The sequence below is a fragment of the Nonomuraea sp. NPDC003754 genome (genome assembly GCF_053605785.1).
In genome coordinates, this window is record NZ_JBSGJX010000003.1 from 228,183 (window position 1) to 251,419 (window position 23,237).

Consider the following 23,237-nt stretch of genomic DNA (forward strand, 5'->3'; position numbering starts at 1 on the left):
GTGACCACTGCGCAGGAGGCGGCCCTCGAGGCGGGCACCTACGAGGTGCTGCGCAACCGCCTGTCGGTCCAGGCCAGGGAGCTGGCCAGGGCGGCCGAGGCGGTCAACGAGGAGCGGCTCAAGGTCTTCGGCGGTGCCGAACTCCGCCTGATCGGCACCGAGCGGATCCGTACGGAGAACAACTGCGTCCCCCGCGACATCGTCTCGGTCGGCGACCTGATGCTCTTCGGCTACAACGTCTTCATCGGGCTGAAGCCGGAGACGGCTGTGGATGACGTGTTCTCCGTCCACAGGTTCAGCCGCGACGGCGACGCGTTCAGGTTCGACGCGGAACAGTTGGGGGCGCTCAGCGACCCGGCGTTCCGGAAGGACTTCGCGGAGTTGTACCGCTACTACAAGGAGACCAGGCTCCTGCAGCTGCGACGGCTGGAGGGCAAGCTGCTGGCCGTCTTCCAGACGGGGCCGAGCGACCTGCGGGTGCTGCGCTGGGCCGTCGACACCCACGGGGCGACCGCCTACCTCGACAACAGGGGCGAGCGCGACCACGTCTTCCCGCCCTCGCACGACTTCGAGTGGACGCCGACCACGCGAGACGACCACGTGCTCGGCCGGCACCCGCACATCTCGATCGAGGACGAGGTGTTCGTCGAGACGGTCGGCGGCGACCTCACCATCAAGATCGAGAACAACACGGAGTCGGGCGAGGGCATCTACACCGAGCCCGTCGCCGAACCGCTCCAGTCGCTGGCCGACGCCGAGGTCGACCACGCCAGGATCGGGCCGCTCATCCTGCTGCGCGTCAAGCCGTACAAGGAGACCGAGTGGCGGCACCTGGTCTTCAACACCCGCACCAAGTCCGTCACCAGGCTCGACGGCATCGCGCTCGCCTGCCAGCGGCTGCCCGAGGACCAGGGCATCATCTTCCCCGGCGGCTACTACCTGTCCACCGGCGTGTCCAAGACCTTCGACACCCAGGTGGCCGACCTGGAGTTCGAGCGGGTGATCCGCTCCCCCAACGGCGAGGACGTGCTCTACGTCTTCCACGCGCGGGCCGACGGCCGGTCGCTGCTGCTGCCGTACAACGTGATCAGGAAGGAGGTCGCCAACCCGCTGCCGTGCCACGGCTACTCGCTGTTCGACGACGGCACGCTGGTGGTCTTCAGGGCGACCTCGGAGGAGCCGACGCGCGTCCACCCCATGCAGGTGTGGCAGACGCCGTACGTCTCCGACACCTACGCCGCCGCCCAGCCCACGGGCACCGGGCCGCTGGAACGCATCGGCAACGCCGAGCTGGTGCGCGGCATCTCCGACTGCCTGTCGGTGGCCCGCATGGTCGAGGAGATGGCGCCCTCCCAGGCGACCTTCGAGGCGCTGATCGCCGCCTGCACCCGGGCCTTCGACCACTACCACTGGCTGGGCGACCACGGGCTGCGCGGCCCGCTGGGCGACGTGCGCGCCACTGCCGAGCAGGTCCTCGACGAGTACGAGAACGTCGCCGAGCTCACCCGGCAGGCCGCCGCCACCATGGAGGCCGCCACCGCCGAGACCACCACCCTGGTACGGCAGGCCGGCGCCGAGACGCCGGCCTCGGCCGATGCCTGGGTCGCCCGCCTGGCCGAGCTGCGCCGGGCGCAGGGCCGCCTGGCGACGCTGCGCGAGGTCCGCTACATCGACCTGGCCGCCCTCGACAGGCTCGCCGCCACGCTCGCCGACGAGCTGGCGTCCACCGGCCGGCGGGCGGTGGCGTTCCTGGAGGGCGCCGACGCCTTCACCGGCTACCACGCCGCCGTCGCCCAGCTCGAGGCCGACGCCGCCGCCATCGCGACCGTCGCCGCCGCCGAGCCGGTCGCCGAGCGGCTCGTCGCCCAGGCCGAGGGGCTGGAGGTCGTCACCGAGGTGGTCGGCTCGCTCGACATCGCCGACGCCACGGTCCGCACCTCCATCCTCGAACGCATCGGCGAGGTGCTCGGCGGGGTCAACCGCGCCCGCGCCGTCCTCGACGGCCGCCGCACCCACCTGCTCGCCACCGAGGGACGGGCCGCGTTCGCCGCCGAGTTCGCCCTGCTCGGGCAGGCAGTCACGGGCGCGCTGGCGATGGCCGACACCCCCGAGCGCTGCGACGAGCAGCTCGGCCGCCTCATGCTCCAGCTCGAGACGCTGGAGTCGCGCTTCGGCGAGTTCGACGACTTCGCCGCCCAGCTCACCGCCAAGCGCGAAGACGTCTACGAGGCCTTCTCAGCGCGCAAGCAGACCCAGCTCGACGAGCGGGCCCGGCGAGCCGACCGCATCGCCGCCTCCACCGATCGCATCCTCGCGAGCGTCACCCGGCGGGTGTCGGCGCTGACGTCCCTCGACGAGATCAACACCTACTTCGCCACCGACCCCATGGTCGCCAAGCTCCGCTCCTCGGCGGGCGAGCTGCGGGCGCTCGGCGCCACCGTGCGCGCCGAGGAGCTCGACGGCCGCATCAAGGCCGCCCAGCAGGAGGCGGGCCGGGCGCTGCGTGACCGTCTCGACCTGTTCTCCGCCGACGGCGAGACGCTCCGGCTGGGCCGCCACGCCTTCGCCGTCAACACCCAGCCGATCGACCTGACCCTGGTACCGCACGACGGCGCCATGCACTTCTCCATCACCGGCACCGACTACCGCTCCCCCGTCCCCGGCTCCTTCGCCGACACGCAGCCGTTCTGGTCCCAGCTGCTCGTCTCCGAAACCGCGGACGTCTACCGCGCCGAACACCTGGCCGCCTCGCTGCTGCCCACCGTCGCCCCGGGCGCCGACCTCGCCGCCGCGGTACGGCTCGCCGCCGAGGAGCGCTACGACGAGGGCTACGAGCGCGGGGTCCACGACCACGACGCGACCTCGATCCTCGCCGCGCTGCAACGGCTCCAGGAGGGCGCGGGCCTGCTGCGCTACCCTCCGGCGGCGCGGGCGGCGGCCCAGCTCTACTGGGCCTTCGGCCTGGATGATGTTTCACGTAAAACATTGGCCACGCGGGCCGCGTCACTGGTGCGAGCCCGTGCCGCCTTCGGCCGGGTGGAGGCGCTCGACACCCTGGCGGCGGAGCTCTCCACCGCCGTCTCCACCTTCGTCGCGCCCCACGTCCTCGGCGCCGCGGACCCGGCCGCGGTGGCGCTCGCCGGCGAATACCTCGTCGAGGAGCTCGCCGGCCGGCCCGAGGGCTTCGTCACCAGCGCCGCCGCCAGGAGCATCCTCGACCGGTTCCGGCAGTCGCTCGGACCCGCCCGCGTCCGCGAGTTCGAGGAGGACCTGCGGGCGCTCGACCTGCCCGAACGCATCCAGCTCGCCGGCGCGTGGCTGAGCGCCTTCGACCGGTCCGACGACCTGCCGGAGGCGCTGGCCGTCCAGCTGTGCGAGCTGCCGCGCCACGACTCCAGCGCCACGCTCACCGCCACGGTCGAGGGGCTGCTCGGCACCCACGCCAGGATCACCGACCGGACGCTCACCCTGCGCCTCGACGAGACGCTGGCCAGGACACGCGCGTTCCGCGCCGAACGCGTCCCCGCCTACCGCGCCTACCAGAAGCGCCGCGGCGAGCTCGTCGCCCAGGAGCGCGACCGGCTCCGGCTGGACGAGTACAAACCCAAGGTGATGAGCGCCTTCGTCCGCAACCGGCTGCTCGACGAGGTCTACCTGCCGCTGATCGGCGACAACCTCGCCAAGCAGCTCGGCGCCGCGGGCGAGGGCAAGCGCACCGACCAGATGGGCCTGCTCCTGCTCATCTCCCCACCCGGGTACGGCAAGACGACGCTCATGGAATACGTCGCCAGCCGCCTCGGGCTGCTCTTCGTCAAGGTCAACGGGCCCGCGCTCGGCCACGAGGTCACCTCGCTCGACCCGGACGACGCGCCCGACGCCACCGCCCGGCAGGAAGTGGAGAAGATCTCCTTCGCCCTGGAGGCGGGCACCAACGCCCTGCTCTACCTCGACGACATCCAGCACACCTCACCGGAGCTGCTGCAGAAGTTCATCTCGCTGTGTGACGCCCAGCGGCGCATCGAGGGCGTGTGGAACGGCCGCACCCGCACCTACGACCTGCGCGGCAAGCGCTTCGCCGTCTGCATGGCGGGCAACCCGTACACCGAGTCGGGGCAGCGCTTCCGCATCCCCGACATGCTCGCCAACCGCGCCGACGTCTGGAACCTCGGCGACGTGCTGTCCGGCAAGGACGACCTGTTCGCGCTCAGCTACATCGACAACGCCCTCACCTCCAACCCGGTGCTGGCCCCGCTGTCCACCCGCGACCGGGGCGACGTCGAGCTGCTGGTCCGCATCGCGCGCGGCGAGGAGGGCGTGCGCACCGACCAGCTCAGCCACCCCTACACCAAGGTCGAGCTCGACCAGATCCTCAGCGTGCTGCGCAAGCTGGTCAGGGTGCAGGAGGTGGTGCTGGCCAACAACCAGGCCTACATCGCCTCGGCCGCCCAGTCCGACGACTCGCGCACCGAGCCGCCGTACCGGCTGCAGGGCTCCTACCGCAACATGAACAAACTGGCCGAGCGGATCGTGCCGGTGATGAACGACGCCGAGCTGGAGCAGGTGATCGACGACCATTACCTCGGGGAGGCGCAGACGCTCACCAGCGGCGCGGAGGCGAACCTGCTGAAGCTGGCCGAGCTGCGCGGGCGGCTCACTCCCGAGCAGGCGGCGAGGTGGGCGGACATCAAGGCGGCCTACCTGCGGACCAAGGCGCTGGGCGGGGCCGAGGACGACCCGATGACCCGCGCGGTCGGCGCCATCGGCCTGCTGGCCGACCGGGTGGGCGACATCGGCCAAGCCCTCCGCCATCCCGACCGCTGACCCACCGGCGGCGCGGGCCGGGTTCTCCTCCCCGCCCTCCGCCACCCCGACCCCTGAGCCCGTCCGCTGACCCACCGGCCTCGGCCCCTGACCCACCGGCGGCGCCGAGCCGGATCGGCGGTCGGCCCAGCGCGCGGGATCAGCGGATGGTGGAGTCCGGGTGGTCGGCGTCCCAGCGCCGGCGGGACTCGGCGATGGCCTCGCGGTGTTCGGCCGACCATGCGGTCATCGCCCTGAGCAGGTGGGTCAGGCTGTGCCCCATGTCCGTCAGCGCGTACTCCACCTGCGGCGGCACCGTCGGATACACCGTGCGCGACACCAGCCCGTCCCGTTCCAGCCGCCGCACGGTCAGGGTGAGCATGCGCTGCGAGATCCCGTCCACCGCCCGCTGCAGTTCCCTGAACCGCCGGACCCCCTGCGCCAGCTCCACCACGACCAGCACCGACCACTTGTCGCCGATGCGGTCGAGCACCTCCCTGATCCCGCAGTCCTCGGCGCAGGAGACGTGAGGCTCGCCCGAGGTGGTTACCCCGGTGTGAGTGGCTGACATGAATGTGCCTCCTTATGGCGGACGACCCCCGTCACGATACTGGTTACCAAAGAGAACCATCTGGCAAGGAGGCTGTTCATGATTCTGGTCACCGGCGGCTCAGGAGGGCTCGGCCAGCTGATCGTCAAGCGTCTGGCGGGGCGGGACGACGTGGTCGTCGGCAGCCGCACCCCCGAGCACGGTCAGCGCCTCGTGGACTTCGACCAGCCGGCCACGCTGGTGGAGGGCTTCCGGGGGGTCGGCACCCTGCTGCTGGTCTCCGCGGGGTACGGCGAGGACGACGTGGTCATCGCCCGGCACGAGGCCGCCATCAGCGCCGCCGAGCGGGCGGGGGTGGGTCACATCGTCTACACCAGCCTGAGCGGCGACGGCGACCACCTGACCTACGCGCTTCCCCACCGCTGGACCGAACGCAGGCTCCGGCGCGGCACCACCGCGTGGACCGTCCTGCGCAACGGCCTGTACGCCGAGTTCTTCGCCGGTCTCACCGTCCCCGACGCCGAGGGCAGGATCACCGCCCCGCTCGCCGACGGCCGCCTGTCCGCCGTGGCCAGGGAGGACCTGGCCGACGTCGCGGCGAACGTCACGCTGGAGGCCGCCGCGCACGCCGGCCGTACCTATGAACTGGTCGGTGAGGAGGCGATCGGCGGCGCCGACGTGGCCGCGGCGCTGGGGGCGTCCTACGAGCCGGTCCCACTGGCCGAGGCCCGGTCGGTGCTTCCGCTCCTGGGCCTGCGGGCCTTCCAAGAGCCGATGATCATGAGCACGTACTCGTCGATCGCCCATGGCTTCATGTCGGGTACGGCGGGCGACCTGCGCGCGCTGCTCGGCGGGACCCCGCGCAGGGCCCTCGACGTCATCACCGCGGGCCGGCCGGCCGCCTGAGCGGGGTGGGCGGCTTACCCGCTATTCGAGCCGTGCCAGCACGGTCCGCGCCACCTGGGCGATGGCGCGCAGTTCGTCCTCGGTGAGCAGGTCGATGAAGTGCCTGCGCACGGAGGCCACGTGTCCGGGGGCGGCCTCCTTGATCGTGCTGAGCCCCTTGGACGTGAGGACGATGGCCGCGCCCCGCGCGTCGTGGGCGACCTCTTCCCTGCTGACCAGCCCGCGCTCGGCCATGCGGGTGATGTGGTGGGAGAGCCTGCTCTTCGACCACCGCATGTGGACGGCGAGCTCGGTCAGCCGCATGCGGTGCTCCGGGGCCTCCGACAGGTTCGACAGGACGTCGTAGTCGGGCTCGGACAGTCCCGACTCGCGCATCAGGTCGCGCTGGATCTCCAGATCGAGGAGCAGCCGCATCCGCCGGTAGCCGATCCAGGCGGCGTACTCTGTCTCGTTCAGCCAGTTCACGCGCCCCAATCTAGGGCTCGGGCCACCGATTCCGCCGTCGCGGGTACCAGCGGGAGCCGTACGTCGGGCGTGGGGATGAGGCCGTGCGCGTGCAGCACGCCCTTGATCACGGTCGGGTTCGGCTCGGCGAACAGCTGCGCCGACAGGGCGGCCAGCCGGTGCCCGAGCGCCCGGTCCCACGAGGCGGCCATGGACACGAACGAGGCGGTGTGCAGGTGCGCGGAGGCCAGGATGCCGCCGGTGGCGCCGAGCGCGAGCATGGGCGACAGGTAGGTGTCGTCGCCGGTCAGCACGGAGAAGTCCGGCGGCAGGTCGCCGAGCAGCGCGACGGCGTCCTGGTCGACGGCGCCCGTGGCGTACTTGACCCCGGCGATCATCGGGTGCTCGCCGAGCCGCCGCAGGGTGGCGGCGCTCAGCGGCTGTCCCGTCCGGTAGGGGATGTGGTAGATCACCAGCGGCACCGGGGTGCGCTCGGCGAGCCGTTCGAAGTGCGCAAGGACGCCGCGCTCGCCCGGCCGGACGAACGCCGGCACGGTCACGAGGGCGGCCGTGGCGCCTTCGGCCAGCTCCACGTCGCCGACGATCAGCTGCGTGCCGTACGCGGCGGTCACGTCGCGGCAGATCCGCACCACCTGGTGGCGCTCGGCGGGCGTCAGCGAGGAGGGCTCGCCCGTCGTCCCGAGGGCGACCAGCCCCGCGGCGCCCTGGTCGAGCGCGCCGGCGGCGAGCTTCTCCAGCGCGTCGTAGGCCACCTCCCCCGAGGCGGTGAACGGCGTGATCAGCGGTACGTAGATTCCGGAAAGCATGCCTTTCACCCTGGCGGACGGACCACCATCACCACCAGTTCACGTTTCTACGCCGCACCGTAAGGTGTTCTTATGCTCGATCCGAGGAAGCTCCGCCTCCTGCGCGAACTGTCGAGAAGGGGCACGATCGCCGCCGTCGCCGACGCGCTCACCTTCACCGCTTCGGCCGTCTCCCAGCAGCTCAGCGCGCTCGAACGCGAGGCCGGCCTGCCGCTGCTGGAACGAACGGGCCGCACGGTCGTGCTGACGCCTGCCGGGCGGGTGCTGGTGGAGCACGCGGAAACCGTCCTGGAGAGCCTGGAGCGGGCCGAGGCCGCGCTGGCCGCCACGCGCACCGGCCCGGCGGGGCCGCTGCGGATCGGCGCGTTCCCGACGGCGGCCCGCGCGCTGCTGCCCGGCGCGCTGGCCGTCCTACGGAACGATCATCCGGCGCTGGAGCCGATGATCTCCGAGATCGACCCGGCCGACGTCGCCGCCGCGCTGCGGGCGGGCGAGCTCGACGTCGCGCTGGTCCACGAGTACGACTTCGTGCCCCCGGTGGTCGACGAGGGCATCGAGACCATGCCGCTGCTCACCGAGCCGATGTACCTCACGACCAGGCGCACCCTCGCCGAGGCCCGCGACGACGCGTGGATCGTCAGCACGCCCGGCACGCTGTGCCACACCATGGCGGTGCGCGCCTGCCACGCCGCCGGGTTCGAGCCGCGTGTCGTTCATCACATCGACGACTTCGACACCGTCCTGCTGCTGGCGGCGGCCGGCCACGGCGTCGCCCTCGTCCCCCTGCTCGCCGCGGCGAATCCGCCGGTAGGCGTCATGTTGACCGCGCTGCCGATCGAGCGGCGCACGCTGATCGCCTTCCGCCGCGGGTACGGCACGCATCCCGCGCTGAGCCCGCTCACAGCCGCTCTCAGGCGATCCACAGCAAGGGCGACCCAGGCTGGAGGGCATGGATGAGTTGCTGAACACCCCCGCGATCACCCACGGCCTGCGCAAGGTGGAGAACAGGATGAGGCGGCTGGCCGGCTCCTCCGCGCTGCCCGGCATCAACGCGGGTGCCGACAGGATCATCACCGCGGGCGGCAAGCGCCTGCGTCCCGCGCTGACGCTGGCCACCTGCCTGGCTCTGGGGAAGACTCCCGACCGACGGGTGATCACCGCTGCCGCGTGCGTGGAGCTGATCCACGCGGGCTCCCTCGTCCACGACGACCTCATGGACGGCGCCGCGCAGCGCCGGGGCGCCCGCACGCTCAACGCCGAGCTGGGCGAAGGCAAGGCGCTGGTCATCGGCGACTTCATGCTGGCCAGAGCGGGTCTGGCCGCGATCACCTCGGTGTCCAGGCCGGTCGCCGAGGTGCTGGCCGCGACGGTCGTCGAACTGGCCGAGGGCCAGTTCATGGAGACGGCCGACCAGTTCGACCCGGGCAGGACAGTCGAGAGCGCGCTGCGCTCGATCACCGGCAAGACCGCGGCGCTGTTCCGCGCTGCCTGCCTGGTCGCCGCCATCTGCGCGCACGCCTCGGACGAGGAGAAGGCCAGGATGGCCCTGTACGGCGAGCGGTTCGGCCTGATCTTCCAGATCCTCGACGACCTGCTCGACCTCACCGCGCCGGCCGAGCGGCTCGGCAAGCCGTCGGGCAACGACCTGCGCCAGGGCGTCTACACCTTCCCCATGCTGCGCGCGATGGCCAAGGACCCCTCGGTGCTGCGCGACGACGTCGCCGCCACCCTCGCCGCGCTCAGGGAGACCACGATCGTCGGCGACACCCTCGAGTACTGCCGCGGCCTGGCCGCCGACGCCGTCTCCGCGCTGCCCGTGATCCACGACAGCGAGATGGCCGCGATCATGTACGGCCTGCCGACCGCCTACATCGACCACGCGGAGCGGCAAACTTTGACCCGAGCAAGTTGAGATTTGTTGGTACAAAACTCAGGACGGCCGCTCATACTGGAGGCATCTGGCATTCCAGGAGCACGCTCATGCGGAAACCCCCGACGCCGCTCGAAGCGACGCAGTTCCTCCAACTGGCCGCCGTGGATTTCAACGGGATCTACGCGGTTCATCTGGCTGCCAAGGAGGAGCGGCTCAAGATGACCCGGTTAGCGATGAGCCTGCTGTCGGCGCCGTTCGCCGCCGCGATCGCGCTGACCAGCACCAAGGTGGTCGACCCCGCCAGCCTGACCAGGTGGGACACCGTGCCGTGGTACCTCTACGCGCTGGTGGCGGCCTTCGGCCTGCTGGGCGTGCTGCCCTTCCTGCGCCTGATCGAGGCGGTGAACGCGCACGCCAGGACGGCGAGGGCGCTCAACAACTTCCGGCTGCTCTACGTCACCCGCCTCAAGGACGAGTTCGACTGGTCGCCGAACCTGCCGGTCGACCCCCGCTACCCGGAGACCTACGCGCCGCTGGCGTGGCCGGGGGTCAACGTGATGATGCTGGCCCTGGTGAACTCCGCCTACCTGACGGTCGGCGTCACCGGGCTCAGCGGCGGCGAGCTCAACCCGCCGTTGCTGCTGCTGAGCATCCTGCTGGTGGCGCTGGTGCATTACTCGGTCTACTACGTGCGCTGCAACGTGACCAGGCGGCGCCGCCTGCCCCACAACCCCTACAACTTCCCGAACGTGGAGACCTGATGGCAGAGCCCACGAGGTGGGCGTCGTGTGGGGAGGCGTGGATATGGCTGATGCGGCACGTGCAGGCGTCCGGCGTGCCCGCCGACGACGACCGCGGCCCGGTCATCGAGGGCGCGGCGGTCCTGTTCGAGATCGGCGACGTGCGATGGGACGACGACCCGATCCTCAGGCGGTACGGCGACGTCGCCAAGCACGCCCTCTACACCCGTAAGTTCACCGAGGGCGACGTCATCCCGCCGTTCAAGTACAGCTACGGGCAGCGCCTGACGCCCCAGCTGGAGTGGGCGACCACGCTGCTGCGGGCCAGGCCGTACAGCAAGAGCGCGTGGGTGTCGCTGACCAGGCCGGGCGAGCCGTACGACGCCGTGCCGTGCCTGGCCGCGGTGGCGGTCAGGATCAGGGAGGGCGCGCTGGTGATGACGGCGTCGTTCCGTTCGCAGAACGCCTACACCTGCTATCTGAACTACGTGCCGCTCAGAGACGTCCAGGCCGAGATCGCGCGGGATCTCGGCCTGGGCTGCGGCCCCCTGCGGGTGTTCGTGGACGTCCCGCACCTCTACCTGGCCGATCTCACACAGGTCCAGCGGATCGCACAGTCCTGAGCGGAGCGACCCCGCAGGTATAGGGTCGTCCATCGCCCCGTCAAGTGTTCTGCAAGTCGGTTGACTAGCCTGCTTCGCGTGAAGGCGCGCATAGTGGACATAGCGACGTACCTCCCCGGCCTGACGCGGACGAGCGGTGAGGTCGAGGAGCGGATCGAGGGATTCAGGGCGCCCAGCGGGCTCATCGAACGCCTGACGGGCATCAGGCGCAGGCATGTGGCGGCGGGCGACCAGCAGGCCTCCGACCTGGCCGCCGAGGCCGCCAGGCAGCTCGACACCGACGTCGACTTGCTGGTCTTCGCCTCCGCGTCGCAGGACATGGTCGAGCCGGCGACCGCGCACATCGTGGCCGCGAAACTGGGCCTGTCGTGCCCGGTGTTCGATGTGAAGAACGCCTGCAACAGCCTGCTCAACGGGATCCAGGTGGCCGAGGCGCTGATCGTGTCCGGCGCGTACCGCAGGGTGCTGGTGTGCTCCGGCGAGACGCCGAGCCGGGCGATCAGATGGCAGGTGGAGGATCGCCGGCAATTCGTCGAGTCCTTCGCCGGCTACACGCTGTCCGACGCGGGAGCCGCGGTGCTGGTCGCCGCCGACCCGCGACGCGGCATCTTCTACCGCGACTTCTCCGCCGACAGCACCGCGTGGGACGTCGGCACGCTGCCCGGCGGCGGCTCCGCGCATCCCCGCGACCCCGAGCACTCCTACTTCCGCGGCGACGGCCGCCGGTTGAAGGAGGCGTTCGAGAAGGTCGGGCCCGACATCTTCCTCAACGCCCTCAAGCGGACGGGGCTGTCGTGGACGGACTTCTCGATCGTCGCGGTGCACCAGGTGGCGCTGCCGTACCTGCGCTTCCTGGCCGACACGCTGGGCATCCCCGAGGACAGGCTGATCGTCAGCCTGCCCGAGCACGGCAACTGCGCCTCGGCCACGCTCCCGTTGCAGCTCCAGCTGGGCGGCTGGGCACCGGGCGACCGGGTGGCGATGCTCGGCCTCGGCGGCGGCATCAGCATGGGCGTCATGCTGGCGGAGATGTGATGCGCCTCTGGGTCGTCGTGCCCGCCTACAACGAGGCGGCGAGCATCGGGGCCACGCTGCGCGCCCTGCGCGAGCAGCGCGACCGCGACTTCACCCTGCTGGTCGTCGACAACGCCAGCACCGACGGCACCGCCGAGGTGGCCCGGTCGTTCGGCGCCGAGGTCGTCCACGAGACGCGCAAGGGCACCGGCGCCGCCTCCGACACCGGCATGCGCCACGCGATCGCCAACGGCGCCACCCACCTGGCGCGCACCGACGCCGACTGCCTGCCGCGCGCCGACTGGACGGCGAACATCCGCCGCGCCTTCGACGACGGCCTCGAACTGGTCGGCGGCAAGCTGCGGGCGCGCACCGACGAGTTCCCGCTGAGACTCTGGGAGCGCCGCCTCATCCCCGCCGTGGTCGAGACCGCCGCCTTCTTCGGCAAGGTACGGCCGAGCAACCGCTCGCCCGAGTACCGCGGGCCGTACGTGATGATGCCCGGCGCCACCCTGGCGATCACCGCGGACCTCTACGAGCGCTCCGGCGGCTTCCCCCGCACCGCGATCGAGGAGATGCACGAGGACCGCGAGCTGGTCAACCGCGTGCGCAGGCTCACCGGCGCGTACGGCTCCCGCCGCGACGTCGTGGTGTTCGGCTCGGTGCGCCGCCTGCGCGCCTACGGCCTGGTCCGCACCCTCGCCTGGTACATCGACCACCACTACCGGCCAGACGTGATCGACATCCGATGACCCCTGAGACCAGGCTCTACCTGGCCGCGCACCCCTTCGCCTATCCCCTGGTCCGCCTGCTGGCGCGCATGGGCCCCGTGGTCCGTGTCCCCGGGCTCGGCGTGGTCGTCAACGACGCCGCCACCGCCCGCCGGGTGCTCATGGACCCGCGCTTCCGCAAGGACGGACCCGGCTCCCCCGGCGAGCTGTGGACACCGGTGCTCGGCCCGTCCGTGCTGCTCAACATGGAGGGCGCCGGCCACGCCGCGCTACGCGCCAAGCTCGCGCCGCTCTTCACTCCCTCGTCCGTCTCGGCGCTCGTCGCCGACGTGCTCGACCCGCCGTTGCAGCAGCTGTCCGCCCGGCTCGACCAGGACGAGCGGGTGGACCTCGTGGACGCCATGCGGCTGATGGCCGGCTCGGTGATCTGCAGGGTGATCGGGCTCGGCGAGGTGCCCGCCGAACGGGCGCGGGCGCTGTTCGCCGACGGGGAACGCGTGGCCGCCATGGTGTCGCTGCGCACCCGCAGGTTGTCGGACCGCCAGGTCGTGGCCGCCCGCGAGGTCCTCGACCGGATCGGCGACATCGCCTCCGCCGCCTACCTCGCCGGCGACCCGTCCACCGTCATGGGCAGGATGCGCTCGCTCGGACTGTCCGAAGCCGAGGCCAGGGGCGCGGCGGGCGCGTTCTTCCTGACCGGCACCGAGACCGTGGCCACCTTCGTCCCCCGCCTCGTCGCGCTGCTGCACGACCACGGGCACCTCGGCGGCGACCGGCGGATCGCGGGCGCCGACCTCGACCGCGCCGTCGAGGAGGCCATGCGGGTGACCACCCCCACCCCGGTGATGCTGCGCTCGGTCGCCGAACCCGCCACCGTCGGCACGATCCCGGTACGGCCGGGCGACCGCGTGCTCATCGCCACCCACAACTGCGCCCGCGCGCACGGCCCCTTCGACCTCTCCCGGCCGCACCCGCCCGAGCTGCGCAGGCTGTGGTTCGGCGCGGGGCCGCACTTCTGCATCGGTTACCCGCTCGCGCTGGCCGAGATCCGCGCCGTCGCCGCCACCCTGCTCCAGCACGACCTGCGCGTCGTGGGCAGGCGCGCGGCGCGCGGCGTCCTCATCCCGACCTACGCGCACCTCTGGGTCAGGAAAGCATGATCGACATTATCTCCGGCGTGCTCGCCACCGCTGACAGCGCGCCAGGCAGGACCGCGCTGATCGCACCCGACGGGACTCCCGTCACCTACGGCGCGCTCCGCGACCGCCTCCTCACCGTCGCCCACGCCCTGCACGACACGGACGACTTCGGCGTCCTGTTCGCCGTACGGCCGGGGCCCGACGCCGTCGCGCTGGCGCTCGGCGCGGTCGCGGCGGGCGGGACGCTCGTGCTGGCCGACCCCGGGCTCGCGCCCGAGGTGTTCGCGGGACGGATGGCGCACACCCGCCCCCGGTGGGTGCTGGCCGAATCGCTGCTGTACCTGCTCAGCGGGCCGTTGAAAGGAGTGGCCAGGCGCAGGGGGCTGGTGCTGCCGAACCTGCGCGAGCCGTTCCCCGGAGCCCGCCACCTCTACACCGGGCCGTGGCTGCCCGGCGTCCCCCGGGGCGCGCTCAGGCTGGACGGGCTGCCCGCCGTACCGGGCGGGTCCTTGGCGGGTGAGCTGTTGCCTGCCGTACCGGGCGGGCCCCCTTTGGGGGGTGCGTTGCCTGCCGTACCGGGCGGGCCTGGGGCGGGCGGGCCGGTGACGTCGGACCAGGCGGCTGTGGTGGCCTTCACGTCCGGGACGACGGAGCGGCCCAAGGGAGTCGTGCACACCAGGCGGTCGCTGGCCGCGGGGCTGCGCCTGTTCACCGAGGCGGTGCGGCTGGGGCCGGGCGACGTCGTGCACACCGACCAGTTCATCCTCGGTCTGCCCGCGCTCATCGCGGGCGCCACCTGGTCGATGCCGGGCCGCGGCGACTACGCGAGCGAGCTGGCCAGGCGCGGAGCCACCCACGCCTTCTCCGTTCCGGTACGGCTGCACGCGCTGCTGGAGCGCACCCCCAGGCTGCCCGCGACCCTGCGCTGCCTGCTGCTCGGGGCCGCGCCCGCGCCGCCCGCCGTTCTCCGGAGGGCACGGCAGGCGGCGCCCGCCGCCGACATCCTGTCGGTGTACGCCATGACCGAAGCGCTGCCGATCGCCGTCGCCTCCGCCGAGGACAAGCTGGCCGCGACGGGCGGCGACCTGCTCGGCGCCCCGCTGCCGGGCGTGGGTGTGCGGGTCGCCGACGACGGCGAGCTGTTCGTGAACGGGCCGCACCTCGCCCGCGGCTACCTCGGCGACCCGCCGCTCACCGAGGTGGCCACCGGCGACCTGGTCCGCCTCGACGCCGACGGCAGGCTGGTGCTGCTCGGCAGGAAGAAGGACATGATCCTCAGGGACGGCGTCAACATCTATCCCGGCGTCTACGAACCCGCCATCGCCGCGCTGCCGGGCGTCGGCGAAGCGGCGGTCGTCGGCCTGCCCGATCCCGACACCGGCGACGAGGAGGTCGTCCTGGCGCTGACCACGACGGCGGGCTACGACGAGAAGCTGGTGCGCAAGGCGCTGCCCGACCTCATGGACGCCCCCGCGCTCCCCGACCGCATCGTCACGCTCGCCGAACTGCCCCGCAAGGGCCGCAGCGACAAGCTCGACAGGGCCGCGATCAGACGGCTGGTGGCCCGATGACCCCCGCCTGCGGACACGCTCCCGGCCCGGCCTTCCATGCCGTCGGGGTCACCTGCCTCCGGGGGCTCGGGTGGGGCCTGTCATGAGGGTCGCGGTCACCGGGGCGTCCGGCTTCGTGGGCGGCGCCGTCTGCAGGGCCGCCGCCGCCCGAGGCTGGGAGGTGCTGGCGTACGGCCGGCGTCCCCACGCCGACCTGGGCACCGTCCCCTACACCTCGTGGGACCTGGTCCACGGACGGCCCCCGGACGAGCGGGTCGACGCGGTGATCCATTGCGCGGGCAGCGTCACCGACTGGGGTCCGCCGCGCGAGATCTGGCAGGCCAACGTCACAGGCACCCGCAACGCGATGGCCGCCTTTCCCGGCGCCCGCTTCGTCCATGTCAGCACGGCGAGCGTCTACGACCCGTTCCGCCCGACCGTCATGGCGAAGGAGGACGAGGCCCCGGTCAGGCGCTACGCCAACGCCTACGGCGCGGCCAAGGCCACCGCGGAGAACACCGTCATGGGCGCGGCGGTGATCCTGCGCCCGCACGCGATCTACGGCAGGGGCGACACCACGCTCCTGCCCCGCCTGCTGCGCTCGGTCAGGGCGGGCCGGCTGCTCGCCGTCGGCAGCGGCGCGACCAGGCTCAGCCTCACCTCCGTGGACAACCTCGCCCAGGCCTGCCTGCTGGCCGTCACGGCCCCGATCGGCGTCTACAACGTCACCGACAGCCACCCGGTCACCCTGGAGGCCGCGCTCCGCGAGGTGCTGCGCGAACGCCGCCTCGCCGCGGAACCGCTCTACGTCGGCGCGGGCCCCGCCATGCGGATGGCCGCCCTCTCCGAGATCGTCGCCGGGCTCACCGGCCGCCCACCCAGGCTGACCAGGTACGCCGTGGGCCATCTGGCCGTCGAGCGTACGCTGGACATCAGCCGGGCTCGCGAGCTGCTGGGATACACCCCGGCACCCACCTCGTTCGCCGGAGCGGCCTCTTGGTGAAAGCTTGGACCGACGCGTTCCGCAACCTGGCCGATCGATCCGCAACCGTTACTAATCTGTGATGGATCTGCTGATAGCTGAGGTTGGGGCGGGATGGCTGGCAAAGGTCGCGAATTCGGCCCAGGTATGGGTGTGAGCCTGACGATCGGCTCGGCGCTGCTGTGGGGTGTGGCCCACATCGCCACGGGACGGCATCGCACCGGTTTCCTGCTCATGACGGTCTACCTGGTGCTCGTCGGGTTGATCGTGACCATGGCCACGGCCTTCCGCGGCCAGTTGCTGTCGCTGGCCGTCCAGCCTGCCTGGCTCGCCGCGCTCACGGTCGCCATCGCGACGGTCGGCGTCACCTGGTCGGTCGTGATCCTCTGGTCCTTCTGGCTCGTCCGGCCCAAGGGCGCGGGCCACAACCTGAACCTCGCCGTCGCTGGCGCGCTGTGCATGCTGGTCATCGCGCCGAGCGCGTGGGCCGGCCGCGTGGCCTACCTCTCCCACGACGTGGTGACCACCGTGTTCTCCGCCACCAGCACCAGCCCGGTGATCGCCAGGGACCCGTGGAAGGGCGCGACCCGCGTCAACATCCTGCTCGTGGGCGCCGACGCCGCCCCCAACCGGCCCGGCGTACGCACCGACAGCATGACCGTCGCCAGCATCGACACCGCCACGGGCGCCACGACGCTCTTCAGCCTGCCGCGCAACCTGCAGCAGGTGCAGTTGCCCGACGGCCCGGCCCGCGACCGCTTCCCCTACGGCTTCACCGGCGAGCCGCCCGCCACCCCCGGCCTGCTCAACGAGATCTTCCAGTACGCCGAGGACTACCCCGAGATGGTGCCGGGCGTGAAGAACGGCCACCGCGGCCCGGCCCTGCTCAAGCAGACGATCAGTGACATCCTCGGCATCCCCGTCACCTACTACGCCATGGTCGACATGGCGGGCTTCGCGCAGATCATCGACGCGATGGGCGGGGTCAGGATCACCATCAGGGAGCCGATCACCTACGGCAAGTACAACGAGGGCCTGCTGCCCGCCGGCACCCGCAAGCTGTCCGGCGAGGAGGCGCTGTGGTTCGGCCGCTCACGCACCTACAGCGACGACTACGTGCGCATGGGCCGCCAGAAGTGCCTGCTCAACGCCGTCGCCCAGCAGGCCGACCCGGTGACGCTGCTCAACAGCTTCGAGAACCTGGCCGCCGCCACCAAGCGGGCCATCTCCACCGACATCCCGGCCGACCTGCTGCCGGCGCTGGTCGACCTCGGGCAGAAGGTGAAGGGCACCCACATCAAGAGCCTCCAGTTCGTGCCCCCGTTGATCAACACGGCCTACCCGGACTGGCACCTGATCAGGCGCAAGGTGTCCGAGGCGCTGAAGGACAGGTCCGGCGCCCCCCGGCGCACCGTGTCGACCCCGTCCCCGTCGCCCACCCCTTCCTCCTCGGAGCGGGCGATCTCGCTGGACGAGGTCTGCTAGCGGCCCCCTCGACCGGCGGGGCCGCCGCCGCCCGGCACGAAGGGCGGAACGACGGCGGCGGCCAGCGCGAGGGTCGCCACGGCGGGCAGGGCTCGGACGTTCAGCACGATCTCCTTCGGTGACTTCACGGGGGGGCTTGAGGAGTGGATCCGTGCCCGACCACGGGGCCGTGAACCGGACCGGCCCGGCGCCTGAGTGGGGATGGATGGTGTGGACGCCGAACCGGCCCGGGGCCAGTGCGGACACGACCCGTGGGCACGACCCGTGAGCACGTAGCTGTGGACAAAGCCGTGGACACGAGCCGTGGGCACGAGCTGCGCGTACAGGGCGGGACACCGCCGGGCCGGCCCGGAGCCATGTGGGGCGTGGGGTGGGGCGGCGCCGGGCCGGAGACGGGGCGGTGTCGGCTACCGGGTCACGGTTGGCGGCACTGGTCCGGCCTGGGCCGGAGCGACGGACAGGAGCAGGCTACAGGCGGCGGGTAAGCGGGCGGGACGACGCATGGAACCTCCTGCGTGCGGTGACTGGGGGCGACCGTCTGATTACTTAAAGTAGTCGATCAGTCACGGAGAGTGCTAGAGGGATTCATGTCTCCGCTATGTGTGGGTAGGTAGGCCTCACCTCGAGGTACAGCACGGCTCACGGTGCCGCCACCCGCGCTCCCACAACCCCGGCCATTCAGCCGGCACGGGCGGCACCGAGCATCCACCCGCGCCCCGCAGCACCGGCCGACCACCCACCGACTGACCGAGCACCGGCCGACCGGAGGCAGGGCGACCCGGGGGCAGGGCGACCCGAGGGCAGGGCGGGCGTCGGGGGCAGGGCGGGTGCCAGGGGCAGGGCGGTACCGGAGGCAGGGCGACCCGGGGGCAGGGCGGTGCCGGGTTGGGTACAGGAGGGACACCGGGGCGGCCGCCACCGACCGATGGGATCGCATCATGACCACAGGCGCGCAGGCGCGCGAGATGGACCTCTACCGCCACTACTTCGACCTGGTCGCCTCCGGGCGCAAGACCGTCGAGGTGCGCGTCCGCTGTCCCAACCTGAGCACCCTCAAGGCCGGTGACCGGATCAGGTTCGTCTGCGGCGACGACGACGCGGTCACCATGGTGCGGCGCGTCGCGTGTTACGCCTCCTTCGAGGAGATGTTCGCCGCCGAGGGCCCGGAGCGGGTCAACCCGGACAGCCCGCTGGCGGAGCAGCTAGCCGACGTCCGGCGCATCTACGGACCCGAGAAGGAGGCGCTCGGCGTCCTGGCCATCGAGATCGAGCTCGTCGGCCCCACCGAGTGGCCCGACAGCGCCGCCCCCTCCCGGCCGGGAGCTGACGGATCTCCCTGACAAAGGGTCTCGTAATTCCGACTTGACTAGAAGGGAATGAAGGGTTTTGATGTGCATATAGCCGACTTATTAAGTAGGAAATAGGGAGTTGCGATGAAGAGGCTAGCCGCCGCCGCCATACTGGCCATGACCTCGCTCGCGGCCGCGTGCGGGTCCTCCTCGTCGGGCGCGCCGGCTGCTGCCGCCAAGGAGGTGCGCCTCGGGTACTTCCCGAACATCACGCACTCCACCGCCCTCTACGGCGTCGAGAAGGGCATCTACGCCAAGTCTCTCGGCGTCCCCCTCAAGACCAGCACGTTCAACGCGGGTCCGGCCGCCATCGAGGCCGTCTTCTCCGGCGCCGTCGACGCCACCTACATCGGCCCCAACCCGGCCATCAACGCCTGGGAGAAGTCCAAGGGCAAGGCCATCAACATCGTGGCGGGCGCGGCCTCCGGCGGCGTCTACCTCGTCGTCAAGCCCGAGATCAACTCGGTGGAGGACCTCAAGGGCAAGAAGATCGCCACTCCGCAGCTCGGCAACACGCAGGACGTCGCCCTGCGCTACTGGCTGCAGGAGAAGGGCCTCAAGACCGACACCAAGGGCGGCGGCGACGTCAGCATCGTCCCGCAGGAGAACTCGCAGACCCTGCAGACGTTCGCCACGGGTGACATCGACGGCGCCTGGGTGCCCGAGCCGTTCGCCAGCAGGCTGGTCATCGAGAGCAAGGGCAAGATCCTGCAGGACGAGCGCGAGCTCTGGCCGGACAAGCAGTTCGTGATCACTCACCTGATCGTCCGGCAGGAGTGGGCCAAGGCCAACCCCGACCTGCTCAAGAAGCTCATCGAGGCGCACGTCCAGTCGACCGAGGAGATCAACGCCGACCCCGACGCCGCGGCGAAGGTGGTCAACGCCTCGGTCGAGAAGCTGACGGGCAAGCCGCTCAAGCCCGAGGTGCTGGCCAGCGCGTTCAAGAACATCACGTTCACCAACGACCCGATCGCCGCTTCGCTGACCGGCAGCGCCGACCACGCCGTGAAGGTCGGGCTGCTGAAGCCGGTGGACCTCAACGGCATCTACGACCTGAAGGTCCTCAACGAGGTCCTGGCCGCGAAGGGCCAGCAGTCGATCAAGGACAAGTGACATGACCGTCCAGGTGGACCGCCAGGTCGCGGTCAGGCTCGAAGGGGTCTCCAAGCTCTACGGCGACCTGCTCGCCCTCGACAAGGTCTCGCTCGGCGTGGCGCCCGGCGAGTTCGTCTGCCTCCTCGGCGCGTCGGGATGCGGCAAGAGCACGCTGCTCTCGCTGGTGGCCGGGCTCGACCGGCCGTCCGGCGGCACGATCACCACGACCGGCCGCAGGGTCGCGATGATGTTCCAGGAACCCGCGCTGTTCCCCTGGCTCACCGTCGCGGCCAACGTCGAGATGGCCATGCGGGCGCTGCCCAGGCGGGAACGGCGGGCCAGGGCCGAGGAGTTCCTCGAGATGGTCCACCTGGGCGGCTTCGGCCCCAAGCGGCCGCACCAGCTGTCAGGCGGCATGCGCCAGCGCGTGGCGCTGGCCCGCTCGCTGGCCCAGGACGCCGACGTGCTGCTCATGGACGAGCCGTTCGGCGCGCTCGACGCCATGACCCGCGACCTGCTCCACGACGAGCTGGAGCGGATCTGGCGCGAGCGGCGGCTGTCGGTGCTGTTCGTCACCCACAACGTCCGCGAGGCGGTACGGCTCGGCGACCGGGTCGTGCTGCTGAGCAGCAGGCCGGGCAAGGTCGTCGAGGAGTTCCCCGTGGAGCTCGCCCGGCCGCGCCGTACGGACTCGGCCGAGGTGGCGGGGCTGGCGGCGCGCATCACCGACCAGCTCAAGCAGGAGGTGGCCCGCCACGCCGGCGGCTCGCGTGAGTCGGGTCCCGCGGGTGGAGGCGGCCGCGAGGGAGGAACGCCGTGACCACCGACACTCACGCCGCCCAGATCGCCGGCCTCGACGCCCTGGAGATCACCGAGAAGCGGCGCGGCGCCCTGGCCGGCCGCCTCTGGGCGCGGGTCTGGCCGATCACGCTGGCGGTCGGCATCGTGCTGATCATCTGGCAGGGCGTGGTCTGGGCGGGGTTCTGGGAGCCCTGGGTCTTCGCCGGCCCGTCCGAGGTCTTCCCCGTGCTGTTCGACCGCCTGGCCACCGCCGAGTTCTGGCAGGCCGTCGGGGTGACCATGCGCAGGGCGGTGACCGGATTCGCCGCCGCCGTACTGATCGGCCTGATCGTCGGCGCGCTGGTCTCCAGGGTCAGGGTGCTGCGGGCGGCCTTCGGCTCGCTCATCACGGGCCTGCAGACCATGCCGTCGATCGCCTGGTTCCCGCTGGCGATCCTGCTGTTCAAGCTGAGCGAGAGCGCCATCACCTTCGTGGTGATCCTCGGCGCCGCGCCCTCCATCGCCAACGGCCTGATCACCGGCGTCGACTACACGCCGCCGCTGCTGCTGCGCGCGGGGCACGTGCTCGGCTTCCGCCGGCTCCAGCTCTACTGGCACGTGATCCTGCCGGCCTCGCTCCCGTCGTTCCTGGCGGGCCTCAAGCAGGGCTGGGCCTTCGCGTGGCGGTCGCTGATGGCGGGCGAGATCGTGGTCATCATCGCCAACCAGCCCTCGCTCGGCGAGCAGCTCCACTACGCCAGGGAGCTGGCCGACTCGGCGGGCCTGCTCGCCACCATGATTGTCGTGTTGCTGATCGGCATCGTCATCGACGTGCTCTTCGAGCTCGGTGACAACGCCCTTCGCCGCCGCTGGGGCCTTCGTGCGGATCTCCGCTAGGACGCAGTACGCGCTGCGGGCGGTCACCGAGCTGGCCGCGGCGCCGGAGGGCCCGGTGCCCGCCGAGCGGATCGCCGCGGCGCAGGGCATCCCCCGCAGGTTCCTGGACAACATCCTGTTGCAGCTGCGCAGGGCCGGGCTGATCCGCAGCCAGCGCGGCCCCGAGGGCGGCTACTGGCTGGCTCGCGACGCCGCCGCGATCACGCTGGCCGACGTGATCGCGGTCGTCGAGGGGTGGCCGTCACCCGACGAGTATCCGGGGGTGGCCGAGCCGCTCGCCGACGTGTGGGCCGCCCTGCGCGAGCACGAGGAGAGGCTGCTGACCGAGATCACGTTCGCGCAGATCGTTTCGCTCTGACCAGCGTTTCGGCAAAATCACGCCGCCTCGCGTCCCCTTGTGTCATGCTGAATCGGTAACGGTTTTCATCGTCAGATGGGGCTTCAGCGTGAGAGTGGCGTTCGTTGGCAAGGGCGGCAGCGGCAAGACCACCGTGTCCGCACTGTTCTCGAGGTACGTGGCCGGTCAGGGCAGGCCGGTGGTGGCCGTCGACGCCGACATCAACCAGCACCTGGCGCTGGTCCTCGGCGTGGACGAGGAGCCTGAGCCGCTCGGCGGGCGCCTCACCGAGATCAAAGAGCTGCTGCGCGGCTCCAATCCGCTGATCCCCTCCGCCGCCGCGATGGTCAAGACGACCCCGCCGGGGCGCGGCTCGCGGATCCTGCGCTTCGCCGACCTGCCGTACACGGTGGCGACGCCGGAAGGGCCGCGCCTCATGGCCACCGGGCCCTTCAGCGAGGACGACCTCGGCGTCGCCTGCTACCACTCCAAGGTCGGTGCGGTCGAGCTGCTGCTCAACCACCTGGTCGACGGCCACGACGAGTACGTCGTGGTCGACATGACGGCGGGGGCCGACTCCTTCGCCTCCGGCCTGTTCACCCGGTTCGACGTGACCTTCCTGGTGGCCGAGCCGACCCGGCAGGGGGTGAGCGTCTACCGGCAGTACAAGGACTACGCCGCCGACCACGACGTGCCCGTCGCGGTGGTGGGCAACAAGGTCCACGGGCCCGCCGACGTGGAGTTCCTGCACGACCAGGTCGGCGACGACCTGCTGACCTGGCTGGAGCACTCCACCGCGGTCCGCGCCATGGAGCAGGGCAGGCGGTTCACCCTCGACGACCTCGAACCGGCCAACGCCGAGGCCCTGTCGGTGCTGCTCAAGCACGTCGACGCGCAGGAGAAGGACTGGGAGAGGTTCGGCAGGCAGGCCGCGGAGTTCCACCTGCGCAACGCCCGCGCGTGGGCCAACGAGCGCACCGGGCGCGACCTCGCCGAGCAGATCGACCCCGGCTTCGTGTACGGCCCGGCGTCACTCGACTGTCGCCCTCAGGCCATCTAGAGCACGCCCACGACCACACCTAGCGTCGAGTGGGCCCCCTTCGAGAGGAGAAAGC

At 71.5% G+C, this 23,237-nt stretch carries 21 protein-coding genes; 18 read left to right on the forward strand and 3 right to left on the reverse strand.

Going from position 1 to position 23,237, the window contains the following annotated elements:
* Entirely contained in the window at positions 1–4,821 is a 4,821-nt protein-coding gene (locus ACWEVS_RS05510; protein WP_452550090.1) for a DNA repair ATPase, read from the forward strand.
* Between the two features lie 139 nt (positions 4,822–4,960).
* Here the strand turns inward: ACWEVS_RS05510 and ACWEVS_RS05515 are convergent, their stop codons facing one another.
* Positions 4,961–5,371, reverse strand: a complete 411-nt coding sequence (locus ACWEVS_RS05515; protein ID WP_452550092.1) for a winged helix-turn-helix transcriptional regulator — start codon at positions 5,369–5,371, stop codon at positions 4,961–4,963.
* Positions 5,372–5,449: 78 nt separating this feature from the next.
* On the opposite strand from ACWEVS_RS05515, the gene ACWEVS_RS05520 reads away from it, so the two are divergent.
* Positions 5,450–6,256, forward strand: coding sequence for an NAD(P)H-binding protein (locus tag ACWEVS_RS05520; protein ID WP_452550094.1), 807 nt, complete (start codon positions 5,450–5,452; stop codon positions 6,254–6,256).
* 21 nt (positions 6,257–6,277) lie between these two features.
* On the opposite strand, the gene ACWEVS_RS05525 is transcribed toward ACWEVS_RS05520, so the two are convergent.
* Both ACWEVS_RS05525 and ACWEVS_RS05530 read right to left on the reverse strand, forming a co-directional pair.
* On the reverse strand, positions 6,278–6,721 hold the full coding sequence (locus ACWEVS_RS05525) for a MarR family winged helix-turn-helix transcriptional regulator (protein WP_354921033.1): 444 nt from the start codon (positions 6,719–6,721) through the stop codon (positions 6,278–6,280).
* A complete protein-coding gene (locus tag ACWEVS_RS05530; RefSeq protein ID WP_452550095.1) occupies positions 6,718–7,527 on the reverse strand; it encodes a dihydrodipicolinate synthase family protein in 810 nt (269 codons plus the stop codon). Before ACWEVS_RS05530 ends, ACWEVS_RS05525 begins: the two co-directional genes overlap by 4 nt.
* A gap of 72 nt (positions 7,528–7,599) precedes the next feature.
* Between ACWEVS_RS05530 and ACWEVS_RS05535 the strand changes: the two genes are divergently transcribed.
* From ACWEVS_RS05535 to ACWEVS_RS05610, 16 genes are all read left to right on the forward strand, one after another.
* Complete coding sequence (locus tag ACWEVS_RS05535) at positions 7,600–8,484, forward strand: LysR family transcriptional regulator (protein WP_452550098.1); 885 nt, start codon at positions 7,600–7,602, stop codon at positions 8,482–8,484.
* On the forward strand, positions 8,477–9,439 hold the full coding sequence (locus tag ACWEVS_RS05540; protein WP_354921042.1) for a polyprenyl synthetase family protein: 963 nt from the start codon (positions 8,477–8,479) through the stop codon (positions 9,437–9,439). The genes ACWEVS_RS05535 and ACWEVS_RS05540 overlap by 8 nt, the downstream gene beginning before the upstream one ends.
* 68 nt (positions 9,440–9,507) lie before the next feature.
* Entirely contained in the window at positions 9,508–10,161 is a 654-nt protein-coding gene (locus ACWEVS_RS05545) for a hypothetical protein (RefSeq protein ID WP_354921045.1), read from the forward strand.
* Between the two features lie 50 nt (positions 10,162–10,211).
* Complete coding sequence (locus ACWEVS_RS05550; protein ID WP_452550100.1) at positions 10,212–10,763, forward strand: hypothetical protein; 552 nt, start codon at positions 10,212–10,214, stop codon at positions 10,761–10,763.
* A 78-nt stretch (positions 10,764–10,841) separates the two neighbouring features.
* Entirely contained in the window at positions 10,842–11,798 is a 957-nt protein-coding gene (locus ACWEVS_RS05555; RefSeq protein ID WP_452550102.1) for a 3-oxoacyl-ACP synthase III family protein, read from the forward strand.
* Positions 11,798–12,529 (forward strand): glycosyltransferase, encoded by a 732-nt coding sequence (locus ACWEVS_RS05560; protein ID WP_452550104.1) that lies wholly within the window; start codon positions 11,798–11,800, stop codon positions 12,527–12,529. The genes ACWEVS_RS05555 and ACWEVS_RS05560 overlap by 1 nt, the downstream gene beginning before the upstream one ends.
* Positions 12,526–13,668: a cytochrome P450 gene (locus ACWEVS_RS05565; RefSeq protein WP_452550106.1), complete on the forward strand. Its 1,143-nt coding sequence runs from the start codon at positions 12,526–12,528 to the stop codon at positions 13,666–13,668. The genes ACWEVS_RS05560 and ACWEVS_RS05565 overlap by 4 nt, the downstream gene beginning before the upstream one ends.
* Positions 13,665–15,218 (forward strand): class I adenylate-forming enzyme family protein, encoded by a 1,554-nt coding sequence (locus ACWEVS_RS05570; protein WP_452550108.1) that lies wholly within the window; start codon positions 13,665–13,667, stop codon positions 15,216–15,218. Before ACWEVS_RS05565 ends, ACWEVS_RS05570 begins: the two co-directional genes overlap by 4 nt.
* Positions 15,219–15,300: 82 nt before the next feature.
* Complete coding sequence (locus tag ACWEVS_RS05575) at positions 15,301–16,200, forward strand: NAD-dependent epimerase/dehydratase family protein (RefSeq protein WP_452550109.1); 900 nt, start codon at positions 15,301–15,303, stop codon at positions 16,198–16,200.
* Positions 16,201–16,326: 126 nt separating this feature from the next.
* Positions 16,327–17,664, forward strand: coding sequence for an LCP family protein (locus tag ACWEVS_RS05580; protein WP_452550111.1), 1,338 nt, complete (start codon positions 16,327–16,329; stop codon positions 17,662–17,664).
* Between the two features lie 938 nt (positions 17,665–18,602).
* Positions 18,603–19,004 carry an ASCH domain-containing protein gene (locus ACWEVS_RS05585; protein WP_452550113.1) on the forward strand — a complete coding sequence of 134 codons (402 nt, stop codon included), beginning with the start codon at positions 18,603–18,605 and terminating at the stop codon, positions 19,002–19,004.
* 93 nt (positions 19,005–19,097) lie between these two features.
* Entirely contained in the window at positions 19,098–20,126 is a 1,029-nt protein-coding gene (locus ACWEVS_RS05590; RefSeq protein ID WP_452550115.1) for an ABC transporter substrate-binding protein, read from the forward strand.
* A 1-nt stretch (position 20,127) separates the two neighbouring features.
* A complete protein-coding gene (locus tag ACWEVS_RS05595; RefSeq protein ID WP_449915839.1) occupies positions 20,128–20,928 on the forward strand; it encodes an ABC transporter ATP-binding protein in 801 nt (266 codons plus the stop codon).
* Positions 20,925–21,785, forward strand: a complete 861-nt coding sequence (locus ACWEVS_RS05600; RefSeq protein ID WP_354921077.1) for an ABC transporter permease — start codon at positions 20,925–20,927, stop codon at positions 21,783–21,785. Before ACWEVS_RS05595 ends, ACWEVS_RS05600 begins: the two co-directional genes overlap by 4 nt.
* Entirely contained in the window at positions 21,769–22,143 is a 375-nt protein-coding gene (locus ACWEVS_RS05605) for an RrF2 family transcriptional regulator (protein ID WP_354921079.1), read from the forward strand. The genes ACWEVS_RS05600 and ACWEVS_RS05605 overlap by 17 nt, the downstream gene beginning before the upstream one ends.
* Before the next feature lie 88 nt (positions 22,144–22,231).
* Positions 22,232–23,182 carry an ATP-binding protein gene (locus ACWEVS_RS05610; RefSeq protein ID WP_449915841.1) on the forward strand — a complete coding sequence of 317 codons (951 nt, stop codon included), beginning with the start codon at positions 22,232–22,234 and terminating at the stop codon, positions 23,180–23,182.
* Positions 23,183–23,237: the final 55 nt, after the last annotated feature.